A 19,975-nucleotide genomic window follows, 5' to 3' on the forward strand; every position below is an offset into this window, starting at 1 on the left:
GTTGTGTTTCACTAGAAGTTTGTTGTGCTTCAATTTATCAATCTGTGATTGAAGCCAGCACTTGAAGAGGTTTGGCGTTACACTCAATAAGGTCGAATAAATAAAGTGGATCTATGACGTTTTCTCCTACCATTTTGCGTAAAGTCTGGTACTCCCCTTCCATTAACCTTGGGCTTCGTGCAACCACTGCCATTGTGTTGTTTCTTGGTTTAGGGGTGCTGTCGAATCAACCCGCTCTCGCAATGACCGCGTTAATGACTATGCCTGCGGCTTTAATTAGTGGTCTTGATGCGGCAGGCCCAAGGCGGTGGACACGTTTTGCGATTACCGCAACCGCTTGGGGAATCACTCAGGCCGTCAGTTACACTCTACTGATCAGCGGGCTGCCTCTATGGGTGACCTATGGCGCAATGGGCGCTTTGCTTGCCAGTGCCGCAGTCAATGGTCCATTCTGGGCGCGGCTAGGTATGTCGAGCCTTCTGGTTGCGGTCGTCACCCTCTCACTTCACAATTCCAACACAGCGCTAAGTTTGTACCCTATGTTGGTACTCGGACCTCTTACTTTTGCACTGTTTAGCTGGCTTTGGTTTGCCCTGTGGAAACACTATGCGTTGCGTGTGTGCCTATCCGCGATTTACGAAACGTTGGCAGACTACATCCAGTATCGCCAAGCATTCCTGCTAGGTAGCGAAAATGACGAACCGAAAAGACGCATCAAATACCAGCTCATCGAGTTGTTCCAACAGGCTCTTCAGTCCGAATCTTTTCGATCGAAACAAGAAGATGCAAGTTCGCTCCGACAAGCTTTGTTCCTAGCTCTCGATACATTTGAAGTGATACTGACCAGTCACACAAGTAACCCTGATCTACTAAGCCAGTTTCAGTCCAGTAAGCAAAAACGAGACTTGTTATTGGTTTGGAGCCAACATTGTCAGCAAAGACTAAGACACAAAGCTAAGCAGCTTTTGCACAACACACATGAAGAAATTAGGCACTTAAGCTCATTAGAGCAAGAAGCCAATGACTTGATCGAAGCGGTCAAGCTCGAAGACCAACCCCGGTTTCGTTATTGGGCCTACGCCGTGAAGCACATCTCTCGTCGTATTGAGCTTAATGAGCCCGCTTATGAACGTTCTTTTGAAGTGCAGCCGTTCGAGTTGTCTTTTCGTCTACCAAGCCGAGGCAATCCGATTTGGCGCCATGTTACCCGTGTCGGTTTGATGTTCGCACTTGGCGCTGGGATTGCGGAATACTTTGAAATGATTCGCCCTGACTGGGTATTAATTTCGATGTTGATGGTGATTCAACCAAGCTTCTTGGCAACACGCAGTAAAACTTGGCAACGCTGTTTAGGTACTGCGCTTGGCGTGCTGTTCGCGACTTCTGTGATTCACATTGGCGTACCGACGACCGCGATGTATACGCTAATTGTCATCCTCTTGCCCGTCGCAATGCTCAATATTTTGCGCCATTACTCGTTAGCCATTGGCTGTATTACAGCGCTATTGATTTTGGTGTATCAAACCATGACCCACCAAGGACTCGACTTTGCAGCGCCACGTTTAATCGACAACATAGTAGGTGGCGCAATTGTCTTACTCGGATATAGCTTGTTATGGCCACAATGGCGAGGCAAAGAGATCCACAATCAAGCGTTAAAAGCACTTGATAGTTCAAAAAACTTATTTGTATATTGCTATGAACAGCTACAAATTGACACTGAACAACATGACCATATTGCACTAACTAAGCAACGTGCTGCCATGTTAACCGCAGAAAGCGACCTTGAGCTGATTTACAACGAAATGCAGCAAGAGCCAAAACATACTCGCGCCGATCCTCACTATTATGAAGATATGCTGAGTCACTATCGACTATTAAGCCATTACCTCTGCTTGCTGATTCCGTTAGTCAGAAAAGGCACGCAATATCAAGGCTCACACCAAGTCGAACGCTTAATTCATGACGCAATGGACGCGTTAATAAATACCATTCGAGATAATCGCGTCCATGAACTGCCGGCGCTAACCAATAAAACCGATGCCGACCACCCCACTTCCAAAACGGGTCAACGCTCAGTAGAAGAAATCATTTGGTTGGCATTGATGACAGTAAAACAGATGCACGATTTAGTTAGACGTAATCTAGAAGGCTAGACTCAGGGCTTAACTATCAAAGGGTCTAACTATCAAAGGGCTTGAATATCAAAGAACCTAAATACCAAAGATCTTAAACACCAATAGCTACTCAGATTTTGATCTGTATTTTTAGAGCGTAGCGTTTGGCACACCTTTAAGAAAAAGAAGAGTATCTAAAACTGGTTATTTAATTCATTCCGTTACTTACGTCCTTTTTCAGTTATTGAATATATCTGGTCATAACGACCACATTGATCTTATTCATACGAGCAATCCAAACCTTGAGTGTTTAAGTTGAGATGCTCTCACCATGAGATTCAAGTCACGTTCATCCGTGTTTTTTCTAGGTATCGTCTAGTCCTCTCAACTGTTTAATTAGAAGCTGATATGACAAAGAAAATCATCCTAGATACAGATCCGGGCATCGATGATGCAATGGCAATTCTATTTGCAGAAGCACACCCAGATATTGAGCTGATGGGGATCACGACCGTCTATGGAAATGCGACGATAGACAATGGCACTCAAAACGCTCTCTATCTGAAGCAAAAATTCGGTATGAAGGCACTCGTTGCTAAAGGTTCGGACAAGCCCTTATTAAGAGATCCCGTTGGAGCAACAGTTGTAGTTCACGGTGAAACGGGGTTTGGTGATGTGACGGCACCAAGTTCGCTAGATTCTGAAGCGATTAAAAAGCCAGCTTATCAGTTCATTATCGACAGTGTTCGAGCTGAACCTAGAGAGATCACTCTTGTGGCTGTCGGTCCTCTGACTAATCTTGCACTTGCACTGGAAGCTGCTCCTGACATCGTCGACTTCGTAAAAGAAGTGGTCGTTATGGGTGGTGCATTCGGTGAAAACGGGCACAGAGGGAATGTAACACCATTTGCCGAAGCGAATATTCATGATGATCCTTATGCTGCCGACAAGGTGTTTACGGCATCATGGCCAGTAGTCATTATTGGTCTCGATGTTACAGAAGAGAGTTTTTTTACCAGCCAATACCTTGATGAGTTGCGAGATGACGCTGGAGAAGTTGGGCAGTTCATCTGGGACATTAGCCGTTACTACTTAAAGTTTTATTCTGACAAAGTAGGAATGGATGGCTGTCATGTTCATGACCCATCAGCCATTGCTTATGTTATCCAACCGTCTCTTTTTACAAGTCGTAGTGGCCCGGTCAGAGTTGTCACAGATGGGCCAGCGGAAGGGATGACTATTCAGAAAGCTGATCAACGTACCTATATGAATGATGAATGGGGTTTATTCCCTGCACAACAAGTCGGCGTTCAAGTAGATAGTGGTACTTTACTCTCACTCTACAGAGAGACGTTGATAAACTATTCACAGCAGTAAAGTGGGTCCTGCCGCAAATGTTGAGTAATGCGCGGCAGGCTCTTTAGCAATTATAATCCAAGTTAAGTCCTAAATAGTCATCACGCAACTTACATGATGTACGGCGTTGTTGCGTAAAAGGGCAAACCTCTAATACAGCCTGCTATTAAACACTTAAGATTCATGACAACCTTATTGTTCAGTAAGAAACTGAAGTAGCATTAAAACTCTCTACTGAATCTAAATATAGATACTGTGTTAATTTTCTATAGAGCAACAAATCCCATCTACTCACAATAATTAATATTTTTCACAAAAAATACACACCATGATTTATAAAATCCTCAGCAGATTCTAATAAACTCAACTGAGAGAAAGTGATGAAGTTAAATCCGATCAAGTGTGCCCTACTAATAACTGCATTTGTAAGCACTGGCTACACTACCAGTGTGTTAGCTCATGCTGACCATGTTCATGAACAGACACTACCTACAAGTGTCAGTAGTTCAAACCAGATGACAATGGAAGCAAGCAAATTGCTTGAAGCTTTAAGCAACGAACAATTAAACGATATATTGTATAAGTTCAGTGACAGTAGCAACCGAACTTATTGGACAAATGCCCCTGTTGATTCGCAAGCGAGAAATGGATTGCCTATTGGTCGGCTCTCTATAGAGCAACGCCACCAATTACATCAACTTCTTATCTCATCAACTAGTTCTCAAGGTTATTATAAAATCTGGGCAGCGATTCAAGGTGATAATCAACTAAAGAAAGAAGGCGAGAATCGCGAGCTAACCTCCGAGAAATTTTTTAATAAAAACCAAAGTCTAGGAGCAAACAACTACTGGGTTTCCTTTTATGGCGATCCCAGAAGCGAAAGTAAATGGGGTTACATGCTAACAGGTCACCACTTAGCCGCTAACTTTACTGTTGTAGATGGAAAGGCTACTTTTGTTCCTATGTTCTATGGTTCAGATCCCGCAGTTATTAGCGAAGGTGCTGAAGCTGGTTATCAATTTTTGCCACAAGAGCGACGTAGAGGCTACGAATTACTTAACAACTTAGATCCTAAGCAAAAATCATTAGCAATCATTAATGACACGGTTCCTTTCACAAAATATGGAGCTAAAGACTTCTTTGGTCCAGGAAGCAAAGACAGCGAAATACAAAAAAGAGGAATCAGAGGGGATCAACTCAACGCTCAACAAAAAGAGCTTCTTTGGATTCTTATCGAAGAATACGTACATAACGCTGACCATGATGTAGCAGATAACCAGTTAGAAAAAATTAAAAACGATGGATGGGAAAACATCTACTTCATGTGGATGGGTCCTAGCGATGGAAGTGAGCAAGTATTTTTCAGAGTTAATAGCCCAAGCATTCTCATTGATTTTGTTGATCAGCGTACGGGGTTCGACTGGAACACACACCCTCACACAATCGTTCGTGATCCATCAAATGACTACGGCGAGAATTGGTTGAAAACCCATATTAGTGAACACCACACGAAAGGGATAAGACCTGAAAAACAATAACTCAACTCACAGAGTCAGTAGGATTCCCCACTGACTCTGTTCTGCATGATGACAAATCACGATCGAACATCTACCTCTATTAACCCTCAGTAATTCTCAGTAATTGATATCGTATAGTGGGTGAATAATCTGGAAAAAAAACAGAGGCTTTGAGATACCTTAGATAATCCGTTAAATACTAATTTAGACAATCCGCTGAATGATTTCTGTCTAGAAATGTTTTTAAAATTGATCAAACTCTATTGTCCTCTGACAACAATGGCTAGATATAGAGCGAGCATAGGGTCAGATAGAGTTTAAAAGTAGGTAGTGGTTAGGGGGGAGTTGGTGATCTTAATTACACATCCCTGTGTAACGTATTCTGAATGTCAACTGGCTTTAAAGCGCTTCATAAATTGACTAAAGCGTGGAATCAGGTTTTGCACAGTCGGTGCATCGGGAATCTCATTTACAAAAATCATAAAGCGCTGTGCTTTACTTTTATCACCTTGAGCAGTCCCTGCTAGTATTGCTTGAGCTAAAATTACATGCTCAGCGGTAACGTCCTTATTCGAAAATTCGTGAATCAACATAGAAAATCCTAATAAGTATAAATACGAATGTAATACTACAATATATTGATGTTTATACCGATAGCTTATGGCATTCATCAATGTCAGATTTGTGTAAAAGGAAGACAGTGATGTGCACCATCAATACTGGACAGTGAACTTAGTGACTTTCCATACTTATGCTAATTCGTGATTTGCTAATACTTGGTTCTCCGAAACTCACTTCTGTCCAAGAGTTTGTTATCACGCCCCGAAAAACAAAAATCCTCACAAGTACGAGGTCTTAGATTTGTCCATAAATAGTGAGTACATATCTAACCTAGGGAAGAGCCCCTAGCCTCCGAATTTTCTGTTATTTTTTCGCGTCTAGATTCGCTTGATGTTTTAAGTGCTCAATGAACATCGGAACCTTTTTTGCTATATGCTTTCTCGACGCATAAAAGGCGTACAGAACCAAATCTTCAGGTTTGTATTCAAGTTCTATGACTTCCAAAGAGCCAGTATCTATTTCATCGCGGCAAAATTCAGCAGGGAGTATCGCAAAGCCCAAACTAGCCAATGCACCTGCTTTGGCAAGTTGCCCACTATTGACCTTAAATGCAGATTTTACTCTTTGAGTAATTACCTCACCGGTTGCGTTCTTAAATACCCATGGCGTACCATTTAACACGGTAAAGCTACTAATACACGGGACATGTTTCAAATCCGTAATCTGAAAAGGTTTAGAAGATACTTGCAGGAGTTTGGGCGATGCCACAACAATGCTAGGCCAACGCTTAATCTCTTTCGCTATCCAATTGTTATCCTCAAGCTTCCCTCGATGAAAACTCAGAATAACGTCAAAACCATCCACAAAGTCCTCTTTAGAACTGATGCTTGTATCACAACACAATGAAATGGAAGGATGCTGAGCACAAAAAGACACAACGGCTCGGGCTAATTCCTGTGAATCTGGCATGAGTACGTTGAGTTGCCCCACCACCTCGCGAGAATGTTGTGTTACCTCTTCGAGCGCATCATTGAGTTTGTCCAACAATGGTTGAGTTCGTAGATAGAGGTGGTCCCCTGCTTCTGTCGAAGCAATTCGGCGAGTCGTTCTATCGAATAATCGAAGGTCTAGTTGCTCTTCTAACAAAGCGATGTGGCGACTGACATTTGAGGTCGGCAAACACAAAAACTCTGCGGCTCTTTTAAAGCTGTTGTTCTCATAAACACAGTGAAAACTTTTAAGCCATTGTTGGTCAATCTTCTCAAGCATTCTAACCATTCCCCCTTATCTCAATAATCTCACGCACCTAAACAATTCCACACACTCAGATAATCCCATCAGGTTGGATTATAAAGCCAATTTTAAGCACTTTATTACCAATATCAGGCTTATACAATACTCAACATTAAAAGTGAACTGGATAAGGTCTCGCCATGAGCTGGTTAGAAAAGCTATTCGATAAAAAGAAACTAATAAGTACACGTAAGGCATCAATTCCTGAAGGGGTATGGACCAAATGCCCCTCCTGTGATCAGGTCTTGTACTACATAGCCCTTAAAGAAAATCTAGAGGTATGCCCTAAATGTGAACACCACATGCGGATGACAGCACGCTTTCGTTTAGACACTTTTTTAGATAAAGGTGAACGAACTGAGTTAGGTAAACAACATGAACCGAAAGATTTGCTCAGTTTCAAAGATAATAAACGCTACACAGAGCGCCTAGCTTTAGCTCAAAAAAACACAGGGGAAAAGGACGCGATGATTGCTATGAAAGGCGAACTGGTGGGGTTGCCTGTTGTAGCGTGCGCTTTCGAATTTTCTTTTATGGCTGGCTCTATGGGATCGGTTGTCGGTGCTCGATTTGTGGAAGCCGTTAATCAAGCAATAGCATCAAACTGTGCACTGGTTTGCTTTTCGGCTTGTGGTGGAGCTCGCATGCAAGAGTCATTGATGGCTTTAATGCAAATGGCAAAAACCAGTGCTGCTTTAAAGCGGCTATCCGATGCAAAGCTCCCTTATATCTCCGTCTTAACCGACCAAACCTTTGGCGGTGTGTCAGCCAGTTTAGCGATGCTTGGTGACATCAATATTGGTGAACCCAAAGCGCGAATTGGCTTTGCAGGACGTAGAGTGATCGAACAAACGGTACGAGAGAAATTACCTGACGACTTTCAACAAAGTGAATTCTTACTGGAGCATGGCGCTTTGGACATGATTATTGATAGACGTGATATGCGTATACGCGTCGCAAAACTCATCGCGATGATGACCAACACACGAATTCAAGCTTAGGATCAATAGCCCCCGTCCCACTCTAACTCTCCTTCGAATGAAGTTTAACGATCTGTTTAGATTGAAGACCGAGGGGAGAATATTCTTTGTCGCTGAACAGGCAGCTGTATTTGCACTAGCTTCTTATAGTTAAAATGCCGTATGGTACAAACGATAGAACCATAAAGACTTGCGGCCTTGCCACAGAGACTCTCCATTTTAAACGATAAGACTTACTATGAATTTTGATATCAATGCACTAAAACACCACCAACTGGTCGAAGATGGTCAACTCGAGGGGTGTTACATTCACCAGCCTGTGCAAGGCAGTCAACCAGATGACAAAGCCGTTTTAGCAGAGCGCCAAGCGCTGGAAAGCCAAGGATATAAGGTAGTTCAGGTTAAAGCGAAGGGCGGAACAACTACGTTTGCCGAGGCTATGCAAGAACTTGCGAGGAAGACTGGCCACCAGCCTAAATAGTAACGAGTGGATAGAGAGAGTGACAAAGTTCGCTAACGACAATCTTTCGTCTATCCTATCGGTTGATCTCAATTAACACCGTTTCGAATTTGCGCAATAAAACGACGAAAATTTCAGTCTAAAATTACCTAACTTTTCTTAATGGTTGTAGTATCAATTGATGCATAACAATTGTGGGACTAATTTAATGAGAGCACCATTTCAGGTATTGATATTCCCATATAAATTTGAAATGGCAAACCCTATGTTCTTGATTGCTCGTCGAGCAGATAATGGTGAATGGCAAGCAGTTTCTGGTGGCGGTGAAGACCGAGAGTCTTTACTCGCTGCTGCGATAAGAGAATTATATGAAGAAACCTCGTTAACAGGTATTGATTGGATCCAATTAGACTCTATGTGTATGTTGCCTAGAGTGTTTTACTCTGATCATGAAAAATGGAACACCCATCCTTATGTGATACCAGAATACGCATTCTCAGTGAAGGTTTCGGGTGAACCACAGTTATCTTCAGAGCACACTCAGTTTCGTTGGTGTAAGGCCTCTGAAGCGAGTGAGTTTCTAAAGTATGATTCAAATCGAATAGCTTTATGGGAGTTATCTGAGCGGCTTAAGTTCCACCCTCGAAAGAGTTAGAATCGAATTTATGTAAGTTCAATTTCTAATGTCTCGAAGAAAAGAAACAAACAGATTTTTGTTATTTCTCAAGCTCCCGAAATATTGCTTATCTAATTATTCGAGTAACGTTAAACCCTTTTGTCAAAGATTCTCCGACCTGCGTAAGTTCGAGTGAAACGCTACGTGAATCTTGATTAGCGCTACCTTTGACTATCAGTTCCTTTAACACCAAACCTCTCATCAATTTGGATATTGCTATCTTATTTAAACTGGTAGTTAATATTATTTCCGCTTGTGTTAGTTGTTTTCGTTATCTTTCACCTTAGTACTGAAGCGAGTATTACAAACTGAGTATGATTAAGAGCCTTAAGTATCCTTAGTGCCTCAGAGTGCCATTTGGTGTAAGTCGCTCAAAATTGTAGCCCTATGCTTTGCGACTAAAGGTCGGGTATAGCCTAAAATTTAACTCTATGTACAACATCGGTGAACTCACATTTATTCTGATTCATTCGAACAGCAATACCCTTACCAAAAATCATTTAAAAACATTCAAGGCGGACATATTTAATATTTACGTCACGTGAATATTAATAACAAAATTATCAATATTAGTATCTATAACCTCTAAACAGTCAATAGAGGTAACATGCCTATAATATTTTGCTACAATCCTGTCGATAATAATTATCGTGAAACCCAATACGTTATCAATCCACACCAGTCATTAGCTTAACAAATAACCCATCGAGTTATATATAGGTATCTTATGTTTGGAATAAAACGAATTAAATTAGAAAATGAAGCACTCAAACAAGAATTAACAGACCTAAAAAAGAAGCATAAGGCTGATGTAAGCGCCCTCGAAAATCAGCTACAAAAGTCTCAACATATTGTTCAGTTAGCACAGCAAGAACAACACAACAGTAATGAAATGATGTCGAATTGTTTGAAAGGTGGAGATATGCTCAAAACCATTCAAAAAGAGATGGTTGAAAGTGCTAGATCCATGGCTCATGAGAACCTAGAACTTCAGCAACTCGATGATATGTTTAAGCAGACGCATCAAGCATTAGTGCGCCTAGACAACCGAGCGCTTAATATCGGTACTCAAGCATCTCAAAGCATTGAATCTGTCACTATATTAGATAACACTGCTGGTGCTATTTCTAACCTTGTATCAACCATTCAAGAGATTTCGGACCAAACCAACTTACTGGCATTAAATGCTGCGATCGAGGCAGCACGTGCAGGTGAAGCAGGACGAGGGTTTGCTGTCGTCGCCGATGAAGTTAGAACCCTTGCAGGTAAAGCCAGCGAAGCCAGTGAAAAAATTGATTCATTAGTGAAACAAGTTTTGACTCAAGTAAATGCGATTAAAACCTCTATCGATGAAAACCAAGTTTGTGCTGAAGAAGTTTCAGCATCTTCTGCGCAAATCAGCTCTATTGTGAATGAAGTTGTTGTGAAATCGGAAAACATGAAACAAGTTATTCATATTGCTTCCACTCGCGCTTTCTTAGATTCGGTGAAGCTCGATCACGCCATTTGGAAAAATAACACTTATCGCTTACTACAAAGCGGTGCCTTTAGTGAAACGATCAATACTCACTCAGAGTGTCGTTTAGGTCAGTGGTATTATCGTGGTGATGGCAAAGCTTACAACCACCTGAGAAGTTATCAATTGCTTGAAGAACCTCATAAAGGGGTACATGACAATGGTCGTAAAGCAATGAATCAAGGAGCATCGGGGGACATTGAAGGAACCATAAAATCAGTTAAAGCAATGGAAGAAGCAAGTATACAAGTTGTCTTTCAAATCGATCGTTTAATGAATGAAATTATCGAAACTGAAGCAAAGTAGCTTGTATTTGTACTTGTACTTGTACTTGTACTTGTACTTGTACTTATCCCATACATTCAAATTGGTTAACGCAATACCACTAACCAACGTGTTCCCAAAAAATTGGTAGAAACCGATTTATTGTGACCACTCTATAAGCAAAAGGCCACGCACACGCGAGGCCTTAGTTTTATCTATCGAACGATTACAACCGCCCTACTCCACCACCGTCATCAACTGTTCATTAAACTGCTTTGGTTGTTCTAGCATTGGGAATTGGTTCAAGCCTTAAAATTAGCCTGGTTAAAGCGCTAAACCATCGACACAGGAAGGGCTATCAGCTAGAAACTACTGTAAGAATGAGGAAGGCGATTTTCTTCGTCCCAACCTAACAACTCAATATTGATCAATGATTTGCGCTTCTCATTACACAATGAAGCGATATTGATGATAGGCAGTTGGCTACGAAACTGCGCGGTAAGTATGACCTTTTTACTTTCACTCAGGCTGTTTCGACATTGCGCTAAAACCGCTTCAGTATCGAGTTGATGTGCGTTCTCGATAATCTGGATATCAGTATTCTCTTGATAGTAATCTATCAGCCAAGATACAGCTGACACTTCTATGCTGGTGAGCACGATGACATCTTTTGTTGCCATAAGCTCGTGGAGTTCAAGCTCTTTTAGTTCAGTTTCCATAAATACTCTCATTCAGCAACAAATACATTAAAGCCGGTTACCCAGTTTAGCCTGTGCCAAATGGTAGCCTCTATCTATCATCTCTTGTGAGCGGTCAAACTCTAAGGTGCCACAAGCATTACGTGGGAGTTCAAGCGTAATATCGGCGGGATAAGCGGCCAGTTTTTGGCGAGCAATAGTCGATTGCATCGCATCAAACGCTTGGTTAGCAATGTCGTAGGCAACAAAATTAAAGCTCATTTTGCTTTTTACGCTGCTACCTAAATTATCAATAAAATGAACAACCTTCTCATGCAGGTTACTCTCTTTCGTTGGTAGGGAAACAGGTATCGTTTCCTGTTGAACCATTTCAGGTTCACCACCTAAATTCACAGCCAGTGTAAAGTCTGTCTTATCTCCGAAAGTGGGCGCAATCGGCACGGGGTTGAGCACTCCGCCATCAATCAGCACTTCGCCATTGACGACATGAGGTGTGAAGAACAGTGGTAAAGAGATTGAGGCGCGAATCGCATCAAACAGAGAACCTGATTGCAGCCAAACCTCTTTTTCATCGGCAACGTTGGCGGCAACCGCGGTATAAGGGATGGGCAAGTCTTCAATTGAAATCTCGCCGATCAGCCCACGTAGTGTGTCGATGATCTTGTCCCCTTTGAACATACCACTCGACTGCCATGAAAAGTCCAACATCATAGTCATATCCGATTGGTCGATACTGGTAACCCACTCCTCAAATTCATCCAACTTACCCGCCGCATAGACACCGCCGATAAGTGCGCCAATTGAACAGCCAGAGATGGATTTTATCTGATAGCCATGCTCAATTAACCAGCGGATGACTCCAACGTGAACCAAGCCTCTTGCGCCACCACTGCCAAGTACTAATGAGACCGTTTTTGCCATCGTATTAATCCTTTAATTTTTGATTCTAGAGCGGCTAACTCGCTGATTTACCAATCCGCCAATCTCAAGTGACTGAATCATTTTCAGTCCATGCGAGTAATGAAGGTTTGCTCGTCATCGACAAAAGCCACATAGTCGCCGTGATAGATAAACACCCGACCACGCCCTTCCACTATACACGCTAGCTGTGGGTTTAAATCTTCTTCAAGATTTTCACTTTGAAAAGTGCCGGTATCGGTGATCACACCCCGGAGTTTAGGTAAAAATCCATAACTGCGCTTGGCTTGGTCAATCAGGCTCAATTCACTGGCGGTAGAAAAATAAGCTGGGATTGGGCCTGCATCTTCGATAAACATCGGTTTCAGTTCTTCAAAAGCTGTAATCACAAGCCAGTCGATGCCGTTTACGTGATGGATAAACATTGTTGATAAATACCTAGTTTTTCGATAATTCTTATGGGGAGATTCTAACACTATCAAGTGCTGAACGTGGGAGAAATTAAGGGACTACAAATAAACAGACACATACTATCTACAGGGTCTAATACTAGTCGTCCGACTCTACGACTAATGTCTAACCGACTGAGACTATTTGTTTTTTTTGGTTTGGTATAAGGTACCAGCCACTAAATGTTAATGAATCTTTAATGATAAGTTTACACATTGTTTACGCCTTTGCGTGAGTCAATAACGTTTGTTGGAATAACACACCTTAGAGTGTGAACGAAAGGAATCAAAATGAGCAGCACTTTAGAGTCGGTACATATACGAACAGATAAGCCTCAAGCCAACGAGGACGAACTCTCCTATGAACAACAACACAAACCAAGCTCAGAGTTTGACTCCCGAGAACAGTATTTAGAACACGAATTACAAATTATGTCGCCTAAACGCTGGCGTCCCAATTTGCCGTTTAAAGATTATCGATTCGAAATAGAAGATACTATCCCAGCGATGGCGGCGACCATTGGCAAGATAGTTATGGTGGGCGCGATTGCAGCCACCTTTGCTGGAGCGCTCGGCTTAAACGAAGGCTTCATCTTAGAAAACGTTCGTTATGAACTGCTCATCGCCTCTGTTTTCATCATTCTTTTCTCTGGTTTTTTATTGCCGACCGCTAACCTCGCAGGTACACACGGCCCACTCATCCCTTTAATTCCAATTGTGGTTGCAGCAGGCGGACACCCTATGGCGTTTGGGTTATTGATTGGCGCTTTTGGCCTCATCTTAGCCATCAGTAAAGGTGGCAGCATGTTGGCCAACCTCACCAGTAAAGGCGTATGTGGCGGATTATTGCTCTACCTTGGCTTTGTTGGAACCGCTTCTCAAGTGAAAAAGCTGTTCGCTTGGGCTGAGGGAATCGGCATGAGCCATATCGCGTTTGTCGTGATCTTTTGCACCATTATTTTGTACGCGCTATTGGAACACTTCCGTAAACGTTGGTTAGCAGTACCTCTTAGCTGCTTGCTGGGTGGTACGATTGCATTTGCCATGGGAGCCCCATTTGCTTTCCACACTGAGCCAGGCTTGCCTAACATGAACCCTATGTATTGGTGGGGAGAAGATACAGGTTGGATGCTAGGCCTACCGACGATTGAACACTTCATGGTGGTATTGCCGTTTGCAATTTTGGCTGTCGCTATGTGGTCGCCAGATTTCTTAGGACATCAAGTATTTCAAAAAATCAGCTACCCAGAACGTACCGAAAAAGTACACATGAACATTGACGACACCATGACCACGGCTTCAATTCGTCAAACGTTCGGTTCTCTGCTCGGTGGTACTAACTTTACGTCTTCATGGGGTACTTACATCGTACCGGCGGCGATTGCTAAACGCCCTATTCCTGCTGGCGCTTTGCTGACGGCTCTGTTCTGTATTATCGCTGCAGTTTGGGGTTACCCGATGGATCTAGCTATCTGGCAACCTGTATTGTGTGTAGCACTTATTGTTGGGGTATTTGTGCCATTGCTAGAAGCTGGCATGGAAATGACGCGTGAAGGGAAAACCACACAATCAGCTGCGATTGTTGTATTTTCTTCAGCACTGGTTAACCCAGCATTTGGTTGGGCTCTCACCATGCTGTTGGATAACTTAGGCTTAGTCGGTTGTAAAGAACGTAGTAGTGAACTGAGTAAAATGAGCCGTTGGGTATTGCCTGGAACTATGTTTATTGTGCTAAGTGGTGTGATGGCGTTGGTTGGTCTTCTACCGGGCATACCAGCGATTATCCCGAGCTTTCGTTAGGCTCGATTAATATTTAGTTTTATTTTGAAAGCATAAGGCCTCGCACACGCGAGGCCTTGTTTTATCTATCAAACCAGTGAGATCAATGAGTGTCGCTATTGTTTCTGTAGCTTATCGAATCCATTAATTCGCTGATGAATCCGTTGGCTATAGGCGAGCGTTAACCTATATTACTGGTACGTTTACGTTCTCATATACTCGGTGTGCTTCGACTGTCACGTATTGACCTAGATAATAGCGGAACTGGTTTATCGCCAGAACTGGTGGTGCTGAGACCATGTCTTGCGTTACCCAATAAAGTAAATCTGCGTCTATGTCTTTTGGTAGCGAGTCTTTCACGAACGTAATGATGCCGGTTTATGCTTCAAGCGGTTTGCTCATTGCATCTAGGTCGCTTTGTGAAACCGCTAGTGCGACGTTTTACGATGTGTCGACATTTACTCTCTTTGCCATCAGTGGTCGGCTTATGCAATAACACCGTCGACCATAAAGTGAATAATCAAGATTACTAAGTCAAATTATTATTTCTCATTAATTTCATTGGCTTGACCTAAATTCCAAACCATTCCAGCATTGCACCAATCACCCATTTTTTCTTCAAACACAGTTAATGATTCTTTATTTGCTAACAGCTTGGGGTCAGAGTAAGCGTTCGCACAATATCTACGTAAATCTCTAGTCTCATCGCCGATATTTCTTAATTGAGAGCCAGTTGCGTAAGCTACAAAGAGTGATAACGCAAAACATGCACTTGTAATTGAAGATAAAACTCCCTTAGTTGTATCAACCCCAAACAAATATATGGAAAAACCGCCTAACAACGTAAACATGGCAGGTATGATGGCTCCAACTACTCCTACTCTACTCATCCCACCAGAAAATCCTGCGCAAGCACCAATTACAGATACCCCAATTAACAAAACCAAAATTAGAGGCAAGGATGATAGTTCTTTATTCTTCCAACAAATAATTGAAGAAAATATCATAGTAATAAAAACAGATATAAACACCGTAAAGGCAAAATAGTTTAGTAAAACAAATAACCAATTCATTCCTAGGTTACTCCTTTGAAGAGAAATAATATATTGTTGCTTTATCAAAATATTTAAGATCTGGATGAACATCTATAATAGACTTATCAATTTGATATAGCGTTGAATTAGGTAGCTCCACCTCTCTAGACTCAGTATCAAGTATCGATTGCAGGTTTTTGTCAGAATAAAATGTAACTGAATTATTCTTATCCTTAATTAAGATAAGACTTTCATCTTTTTGGATTTCAGTCAAAACCGGTACCATTGGTACAGGCATAAACACACCAATCGGTGGTCCCACTGGGTTCTTAGGAGGAGTACAGTGGAAAGGACCAATAGGACATGCATATGCATAATTAGAAGAAAAAATTGCAAACAAAGACAGATATAAAGCATTTTTCATCGTTCTATTCCTTTGCGTAATTTAGATAAATTTAACTAAGTAAAGTTCTCACCGATTAAATTTGATGTACAAACTAAAGGATATGTTTTCGATTGACTTTATCATCAACCGTAACTCTACCTGTTTTAATCGATTGATATAAGTGTTCAAAAACCAAACCAGGATTACCATTTTTGTCATCTAAAAAATACGAGTGTCCTTTCGGATTATCATACATACTATTTAAATCATCGCAGTCAATAGAATAAACATTTGATTGTACTTTTCTGATATCTTCGGGACCGCTATGTCCAAGCCTTCTGGATGCCACTTTATTCTTTAAATTTGAAATCTTACTTGCTCGCAAAGCCAAATCATCTGCTGCATAATAGACCGAAACATTACGTGATGATTGGCTAATTAATTGCCCTTTATGACCCCTCTCAAGTGACTCATTAACTATGTCTGGCGCCATCAATATAGTATTACGAAATAAAAGTGGTGTACCATTCGCTAAATCATACCTATCCCATAACGTTAACGTTTGACGAAGAACTCTATTACCCATAGAGTGTGCTAAAATATTAATTCTTTTAAGACAAGGGTCATTTTCAGGTTGTTCAGACCGCCACTTCATAAAAAACTCTAATGCACGAGAAAGTGAAAATGCACTCATATCTGCAGACTTTTGGTCATCCCAATAGTCTTTAACAATACCGATATCATTATCACAAGGCCAAATAACAGGAACAACTTGAACCAAATTTTCATCTTTTTTATCAAACAATTTTTGTAGTTTTTCTGTGCGAGGAAATATATCAGGCTCAGGCTGGTTTGAAAAACCGTGAATATAGAAAAGAATTTGATCCTTTGGACTTTTTTTCAGTTCATAAAGCCACTTTAGATGCCCGATTTCGGTGTAATCGCCTTCTTTATTTCTAAGGCAACAATAGAGTGAATTCGACGGTGCTGATTTTTTTAAGTCAAATTGAAACTTCCGATCTATCTTTGTTCGTATTGAGCCTTGCGGTTCTCGGTTAGTGATAAATAACATTAGATATTCCTCAAATTCGAACGGCGGCGTTGATAATACACCACTTTATTATTCACCCAGCTTATTATTAAAGCAGTAGCATAAAAACAAAGCGTGATAAAGATCTCATATAGAAGAAGATATTTTCGTTTTGGTGATATGAACAAAAAGGCCTCGCAATCGCGAGGCCTTAGTTTTATCTATAGAATGATTACAACCGCCCTACTTCACTGACTGCACCGCTTTCATCAACGTTGTGTTGAATTGCTGTTATTGCTCAAGCATTGGGAAGAGACCTGAGTCTTCAATGTAGTAAATGTTGTAGTCCTTGATGTGTTTCTTGTTCGCTCCCAAATCTATCAACCTAAAAATTTCCTGCTAAAAAGGTAGAAAAGTTTATGGTATTTTTTAGATAAAGTTGAGAATCGATATGTCATTACAGAAAAAACAATCCAAAGTATCACTGAACATCAAAATCTCATCAGACTTAGATGTTCGTCTTAAACGAGCGAGAAAAGCAGCGCGTGAACAGGGCTTAATATAGATAAAATGATGAAATCAATGGATTAATCAGAACACTAACGTATTGATTAAAATGAATTTAAAAAATGACAAAGCATGGAGATGATTATGGGCACAATAATTGGACTGTTAATTTTGGCTGGTATCAGTGTATTCCTAAAGCGTCAAACGGGACTTCATTTGCATGAGTGGATTACAAAAAAATATAAAGAATCTCAAGACAAAAAGTAATGGACTCTATCAGATTGACAGGCTCCATCGATTTAACTTAAAAACTAAGGCCCTGCAATCTCGAGGCCTTAGTTTTATCTATAGAATGATTACAACCTCCCTACTTCACTGACTGAACCGCTTTCAGCAACGTTGTGTTGAACTGCTGTGGTTGCTCTAGCATTGGGAAGTGGCCTGAGTCTTCAATGTAGTAAATGCTGTAGTCCTTGATGTGTTTATGGTTCGCTTCCGAACCCGTTGGCCATAGGCGAGCGTTAACCAATATTACTGGCACATTCACGTTCTCATACACACGGTGGGCTTCGCCTGTCACGTATTGGCCTAGATAATAGCGGAACTGGTTTATCGCGATTACTGGCGGTGCTGATGCCATGTCTTGCGTTACCCAGTAAAGTAAATCTGCGTCTACGTCTTTTAGTAGAGAGTCTTTCACGAACGCAGTGATACCCGCTTGGAAGTCTGCTTCAAACGGTTTGGTCATTGCATTTAGGTCGCTTTATGAAACCGCTAGTGCGACGTTCTGCGATGTATCGACACCAATAATGCCTTTCACTCTTTTCGGCATCAGTTTAGCGGCTTCTGCAATCACACCACCCGCCATGGAATGGCCGACTAAGATGACGGATTCGAGTTGTTCTTTCTCGATCACCGCTCTGATGTCTTCAGCGAACGCAACCATGGTGTACTCTTCACGGTCGAACGATGAATTACCGTGCCCTGCTAAGTCCATGGTGATCACTTGGTACTGCTTTGAAAACTCACTCACTTGGTTTTGCCAAAGCCTGCTGTCTAAGCTCCAACCGTGAATGAAGATCAGCGCAATATCCCCAATTCCACTTTTGCCATACGCAATTTGCTCACCATCGTGAGATATCGCGATACCATATTTAACCGTTGAATCATGAGCCATGGCATTCATGCTACCAAGTGCCATGAATACCAAGAGTGTGATGTTTAAAATTAAACGTTTCATAGTGTCTCTCTGCTTACTTTGGAGGGAACACAGAAAGCGCCCCTCTCAATCAATATAGCCACTATAAAGTGTGAAGCTTTAGACGGGTCAAGGGTGATTTAGATAAACACCTCTCCCGTGCTTGGTAACTTAACCAACTCATTTCTGCCCCACGAGATTCTTGACCACTTTCTCATGTAAGTTCTTGACCAATTTTTCCTATTAGCAGAGTATGAACTTAGTTGAGCACTTTGTGAAAATACGATTTAGCCAATGTCTGCCGAAAAGACACTGTTAGAATTTCGAGGTTAATATTGATGAAGAATCCATCATCCTTTTTCAAATTTGTATCATTTGAACGAAAAGATATCTTAGAAAACGGACAGATTAGATTTGCTCCAATTGGTGAATTTAATGACCCCTTTGAACTTGAGCCTGTCATCACGCCACTTTCTCGTAGATATATTGAGTGGGTATTAAGTTTACCGGAAGAAGATTTGAATAATATTCAATTTTCTGATGAAGATAGAAGCTACTCTTCAGAGAGAGAATCTCATTTGGATGAGTATCAAAAAATATATAAGGATAAGGTAAAAAATTACGGTGTTCTTAGCTTGACTTCAAACCCTAACGTGAATCCATTGTTGTCAGTTTATGTGCCTGAAAAAAAAGATCCAAGAACTAATATATTGATGTGGTCTCACTATGCAAATTCACATAGCGGGTTTGTTATTGAGTTTGGTAGTGACTTTATCTCTGGTATAGAGGTTGAAAAGGTTGAGTATAGCGATAGTAGAGATTTCCTGACGTACGAAGATATTGATGAAGACAACTTTCACAGGGTATTTTATAAAAAGTCAGAGGAGTGGGGTTATGAACAAGAATACAGAGCAGTATTACCATTGAGCGAGGCTTCAGAAGTTAAAGATGGAAAGTTTCATTTGTTTAACTATAACAAAAAAAGCATTAGATCAATTACATTTGGTTGCGCAATGGATGAAGATAAAAAACAAGAGATAATCGACTTAATCGAGGGCGATGACGCTTTCGATTTTGTTCAGTTCAATCATGCACTATTGAATGACGATGATTTCTGCCTACAGTTTTATCATACTTCAGGTGGGTGGACTAATAATCCAGCTCCGTTCGGATTTAAATCATTTAGACAAATACCCCAACAAAAAGAATTCTAACAAACGAGTATGGTCTAAAAATA

The 19,975-nt window shown here is 41.3% G+C and carries 17 protein-coding genes and 2 pseudogenes; 9 read left to right on the top strand and 10 right to left on the bottom strand.

What is annotated here, in order from left to right; translation table 11 throughout:
- Positions 1 to 113 precede the first annotated feature (113 nt).
- The 3 genes from BCU75_RS12930 (at position 114) to BCU75_RS12940 (ending at position 5,011) form a co-directional block, all read left to right on the top strand.
- Positions 114 to 2,156: an FUSC family protein gene (locus BCU75_RS12930; RefSeq protein ID WP_102474096.1), complete on the top strand. Its 2,043-nt coding sequence runs from the start codon at positions 114 to 116 to the stop codon at positions 2,154 to 2,156.
- 369 nt (positions 2,157 to 2,525) lie between these two features.
- The gene (locus BCU75_RS12935; RefSeq protein ID WP_102474097.1) at positions 2,526 to 3,494 is read left to right on the top strand and encodes a nucleoside hydrolase; all 969 of its coding nucleotides are present in this window, start codon (positions 2,526 to 2,528) and stop codon (positions 3,492 to 3,494) included.
- Positions 3,495 to 3,853: 359 nt separating this feature from the next.
- Positions 3,854 to 5,011: a DUF3500 domain-containing protein gene (locus tag BCU75_RS12940; protein WP_102474098.1), complete on the top strand. Its 1,158-nt coding sequence runs from the start codon at positions 3,854 to 3,856 to the stop codon at positions 5,009 to 5,011.
- Between the two features lie 368 nt (positions 5,012 to 5,379).
- Here BCU75_RS12940 and BCU75_RS12945 read toward each other — a convergent pair whose 3' ends face one another.
- Both BCU75_RS12945 and BCU75_RS12950 read right to left on the bottom strand, forming a co-directional pair.
- On the bottom strand, positions 5,380 to 5,583 hold the full coding sequence (locus tag BCU75_RS12945) for a hypothetical protein (RefSeq protein ID WP_004736343.1): 204 nt from the start codon (positions 5,581 to 5,583) through the stop codon (positions 5,380 to 5,382).
- Between the two features lie 331 nt (positions 5,584 to 5,914).
- Complete coding sequence (locus BCU75_RS12950; RefSeq protein WP_102474269.1) at positions 5,915 to 6,820, bottom strand: LysR family transcriptional regulator; 906 nt, start codon at positions 6,818 to 6,820, stop codon at positions 5,915 to 5,917.
- Positions 6,821 to 6,984: 164 nt separating this feature from the next.
- On the opposite strand from BCU75_RS12950, the gene accD reads away from it, so the two are divergent.
- The 4 genes from accD to BCU75_RS12970 all read left to right on the top strand — a co-directional run bounded on the left by accD (position 6,985) and on the right by BCU75_RS12970 (position 10,782).
- Entirely contained in the window at positions 6,985 to 7,845 is an 861-nt protein-coding gene (gene accD, locus BCU75_RS12955) for an acetyl-CoA carboxylase, carboxyltransferase subunit beta (RefSeq protein WP_102474099.1), read from the top strand.
- A gap of 217 nt (positions 7,846 to 8,062) precedes the next feature.
- Entirely contained in the window at positions 8,063 to 8,305 is a 243-nt protein-coding gene (locus tag BCU75_RS12960; protein ID WP_102474100.1) for a hypothetical protein, read from the top strand.
- A gap of 187 nt (positions 8,306 to 8,492) precedes the next feature.
- Positions 8,493 to 8,939, top strand: coding sequence for an NUDIX hydrolase (locus tag BCU75_RS12965; RefSeq protein ID WP_102474101.1), 447 nt, complete (start codon positions 8,493 to 8,495; stop codon positions 8,937 to 8,939).
- A gap of 748 nt (positions 8,940 to 9,687) precedes the next feature.
- A complete protein-coding gene (locus BCU75_RS12970; RefSeq protein WP_102474102.1) occupies positions 9,688 to 10,782 on the top strand; it encodes a methyl-accepting chemotaxis protein in 1,095 nt (364 codons plus the stop codon).
- A gap of 320 nt (positions 10,783 to 11,102) precedes the next feature.
- Here the strand turns inward: BCU75_RS12970 and BCU75_RS12975 are convergent, their stop codons facing one another.
- The 3 genes from BCU75_RS12975 to BCU75_RS12985 all read right to left on the bottom strand — a co-directional run bounded on the left by BCU75_RS12975 (position 11,103) and on the right by BCU75_RS12985 (position 12,781).
- On the bottom strand, positions 11,103 to 11,471 hold the full coding sequence (locus tag BCU75_RS12975; protein WP_102474103.1) for a hypothetical protein: 369 nt from the start codon (positions 11,469 to 11,471) through the stop codon (positions 11,103 to 11,105).
- A gap of 15 nt (positions 11,472 to 11,486) precedes the next feature.
- Complete coding sequence (locus tag BCU75_RS12980) at positions 11,487 to 12,359, bottom strand: patatin-like phospholipase family protein (RefSeq protein ID WP_102474104.1); 873 nt, start codon at positions 12,357 to 12,359, stop codon at positions 11,487 to 11,489.
- Positions 12,360 to 12,442: 83 nt separating this feature from the next.
- Positions 12,443 to 12,781: a cytosolic protein gene (locus BCU75_RS12985; protein WP_102474105.1), complete on the bottom strand. Its 339-nt coding sequence runs from the start codon at positions 12,779 to 12,781 to the stop codon at positions 12,443 to 12,445.
- A gap of 315 nt (positions 12,782 to 13,096) precedes the next feature.
- Between BCU75_RS12985 and BCU75_RS12990 the strand changes: the two genes are divergently transcribed.
- A complete protein-coding gene (locus BCU75_RS12990) occupies positions 13,097 to 14,605 on the top strand; it encodes a DUF3360 domain-containing protein (protein WP_102474106.1) in 1,509 nt (502 codons plus the stop codon).
- A 168-nt stretch (positions 14,606 to 14,773) separates the two neighbouring features.
- Here BCU75_RS12990 and BCU75_RS24755 read toward each other — a convergent pair.
- The 5 genes and pseudogenes from BCU75_RS24755 to BCU75_RS13020 form a co-directional block, all read right to left on the bottom strand.
- Positions 14,774 to 15,120 (bottom strand): annotated as a pseudogene (locus BCU75_RS24755) (alpha/beta fold hydrolase); the annotation flags it as partial.
- A 6-nt stretch (positions 15,121 to 15,126) separates the two neighbouring features.
- Positions 15,127 to 15,657, bottom strand: coding sequence for a hypothetical protein (locus BCU75_RS24210; RefSeq protein WP_133148295.1), 531 nt, complete (start codon positions 15,655 to 15,657; stop codon positions 15,127 to 15,129).
- A 7-nt stretch (positions 15,658 to 15,664) separates the two neighbouring features.
- The gene (locus BCU75_RS13010) at positions 15,665 to 16,042 is read right to left on the bottom strand and encodes a hypothetical protein (RefSeq protein WP_102474109.1); all 378 of its coding nucleotides are present in this window, start codon (positions 16,040 to 16,042) and stop codon (positions 15,665 to 15,667) included.
- A 73-nt stretch (positions 16,043 to 16,115) separates the two neighbouring features.
- The gene (locus tag BCU75_RS13015) at positions 16,116 to 17,075 is read right to left on the bottom strand and encodes an alpha/beta hydrolase (RefSeq protein ID WP_102474110.1); all 960 of its coding nucleotides are present in this window, start codon (positions 17,073 to 17,075) and stop codon (positions 16,116 to 16,118) included.
- An 832-nt stretch (positions 17,076 to 17,907) separates the two neighbouring features.
- Positions 17,908 to 18,780: pseudogene (locus BCU75_RS13020) on the bottom strand (alpha/beta fold hydrolase).
- A 296-nt stretch (positions 18,781 to 19,076) separates the two neighbouring features.
- Between BCU75_RS13020 and BCU75_RS13025 the strand changes: the two are divergent.
- On the top strand, positions 19,077 to 19,952 hold the full coding sequence (locus BCU75_RS13025; protein ID WP_102474111.1) for a DUF2971 domain-containing protein: 876 nt from the start codon (positions 19,077 to 19,079) through the stop codon (positions 19,950 to 19,952).
- Positions 19,953 to 19,975: the final 23 nt, after the last annotated feature.

It is taken from the genome of Vibrio splendidus (genome assembly GCF_002873455.1).
Taxonomy (GTDB): domain Bacteria; phylum Pseudomonadota; class Gammaproteobacteria; order Enterobacterales; family Vibrionaceae; genus Vibrio; species Vibrio splendidus_J.

Coding starts and splice junctions, on each gene's coding strand:
- BCU75_RS12985 (WP_102474105.1), bottom strand. CDS start 12,781: ATGTTTATCCATCACGTAAACGGCATCGACTGGCTTGTGATTACAGCT.
- BCU75_RS13010 (WP_102474109.1), bottom strand. CDS start 16,042: ATGAAAAATGCTTTATATCTGTCTTTGTTTGCAATTTTTTCTTCTAAT.
- BCU75_RS12975 (WP_102474103.1), bottom strand. CDS start 11,471: ATGAGAGTATTTATGGAAACTGAACTAAAAGAGCTTGAACTCCACGAG.
- BCU75_RS12945 (WP_004736343.1), bottom strand. CDS start 5,583: ATGTTGATTCACGAATTTTCGAATAAGGACGTTACCGCTGAGCATGTA.
- BCU75_RS24210 (WP_133148295.1), bottom strand. CDS start 15,657: ATGAATTGGTTATTTGTTTTACTAAACTATTTTGCCTTTACGGTGTTT.
- BCU75_RS12980 (WP_102474104.1), bottom strand. CDS start 12,359: ATGGCAAAAACGGTCTCATTAGTACTTGGCAGTGGTGGCGCAAGAGGC.
- BCU75_RS12935 (WP_102474097.1), top strand. CDS start 2,526: ATGACAAAGAAAATCATCCTAGATACAGATCCGGGCATCGATGATGCA.
- BCU75_RS12940 (WP_102474098.1), top strand. CDS start 3,854: ATGAAGTTAAATCCGATCAAGTGTGCCCTACTAATAACTGCATTTGTA.
- BCU75_RS12990 (WP_102474106.1), top strand. CDS start 13,097: ATGAGCAGCACTTTAGAGTCGGTACATATACGAACAGATAAGCCTCAA.
- BCU75_RS12970 (WP_102474102.1), top strand. CDS start 9,688: ATGTTTGGAATAAAACGAATTAAATTAGAAAATGAAGCACTCAAACAA.
- BCU75_RS12965 (WP_102474101.1), top strand. CDS start 8,493: ATGAGAGCACCATTTCAGGTATTGATATTCCCATATAAATTTGAAATG.
- BCU75_RS12950 (WP_102474269.1), bottom strand. CDS start 6,820: ATGCTTGAGAAGATTGACCAACAATGGCTTAAAAGTTTTCACTGTGTT.
- BCU75_RS12960 (WP_102474100.1), top strand. CDS start 8,063: ATGAATTTTGATATCAATGCACTAAAACACCACCAACTGGTCGAAGAT.
- accD (WP_102474099.1), top strand. CDS start 6,985: ATGAGCTGGTTAGAAAAGCTATTCGATAAAAAGAAACTAATAAGTACA.
- BCU75_RS13025 (WP_102474111.1), top strand. CDS start 19,077: ATGAAGAATCCATCATCCTTTTTCAAATTTGTATCATTTGAACGAAAA.
- BCU75_RS13015 (WP_102474110.1), bottom strand. CDS start 17,075: ATGTTATTTATCACTAACCGAGAACCGCAAGGCTCAATACGAACAAAG.
- BCU75_RS12930 (WP_102474096.1), top strand. CDS start 114: ATGACGTTTTCTCCTACCATTTTGCGTAAAGTCTGGTACTCCCCTTCC.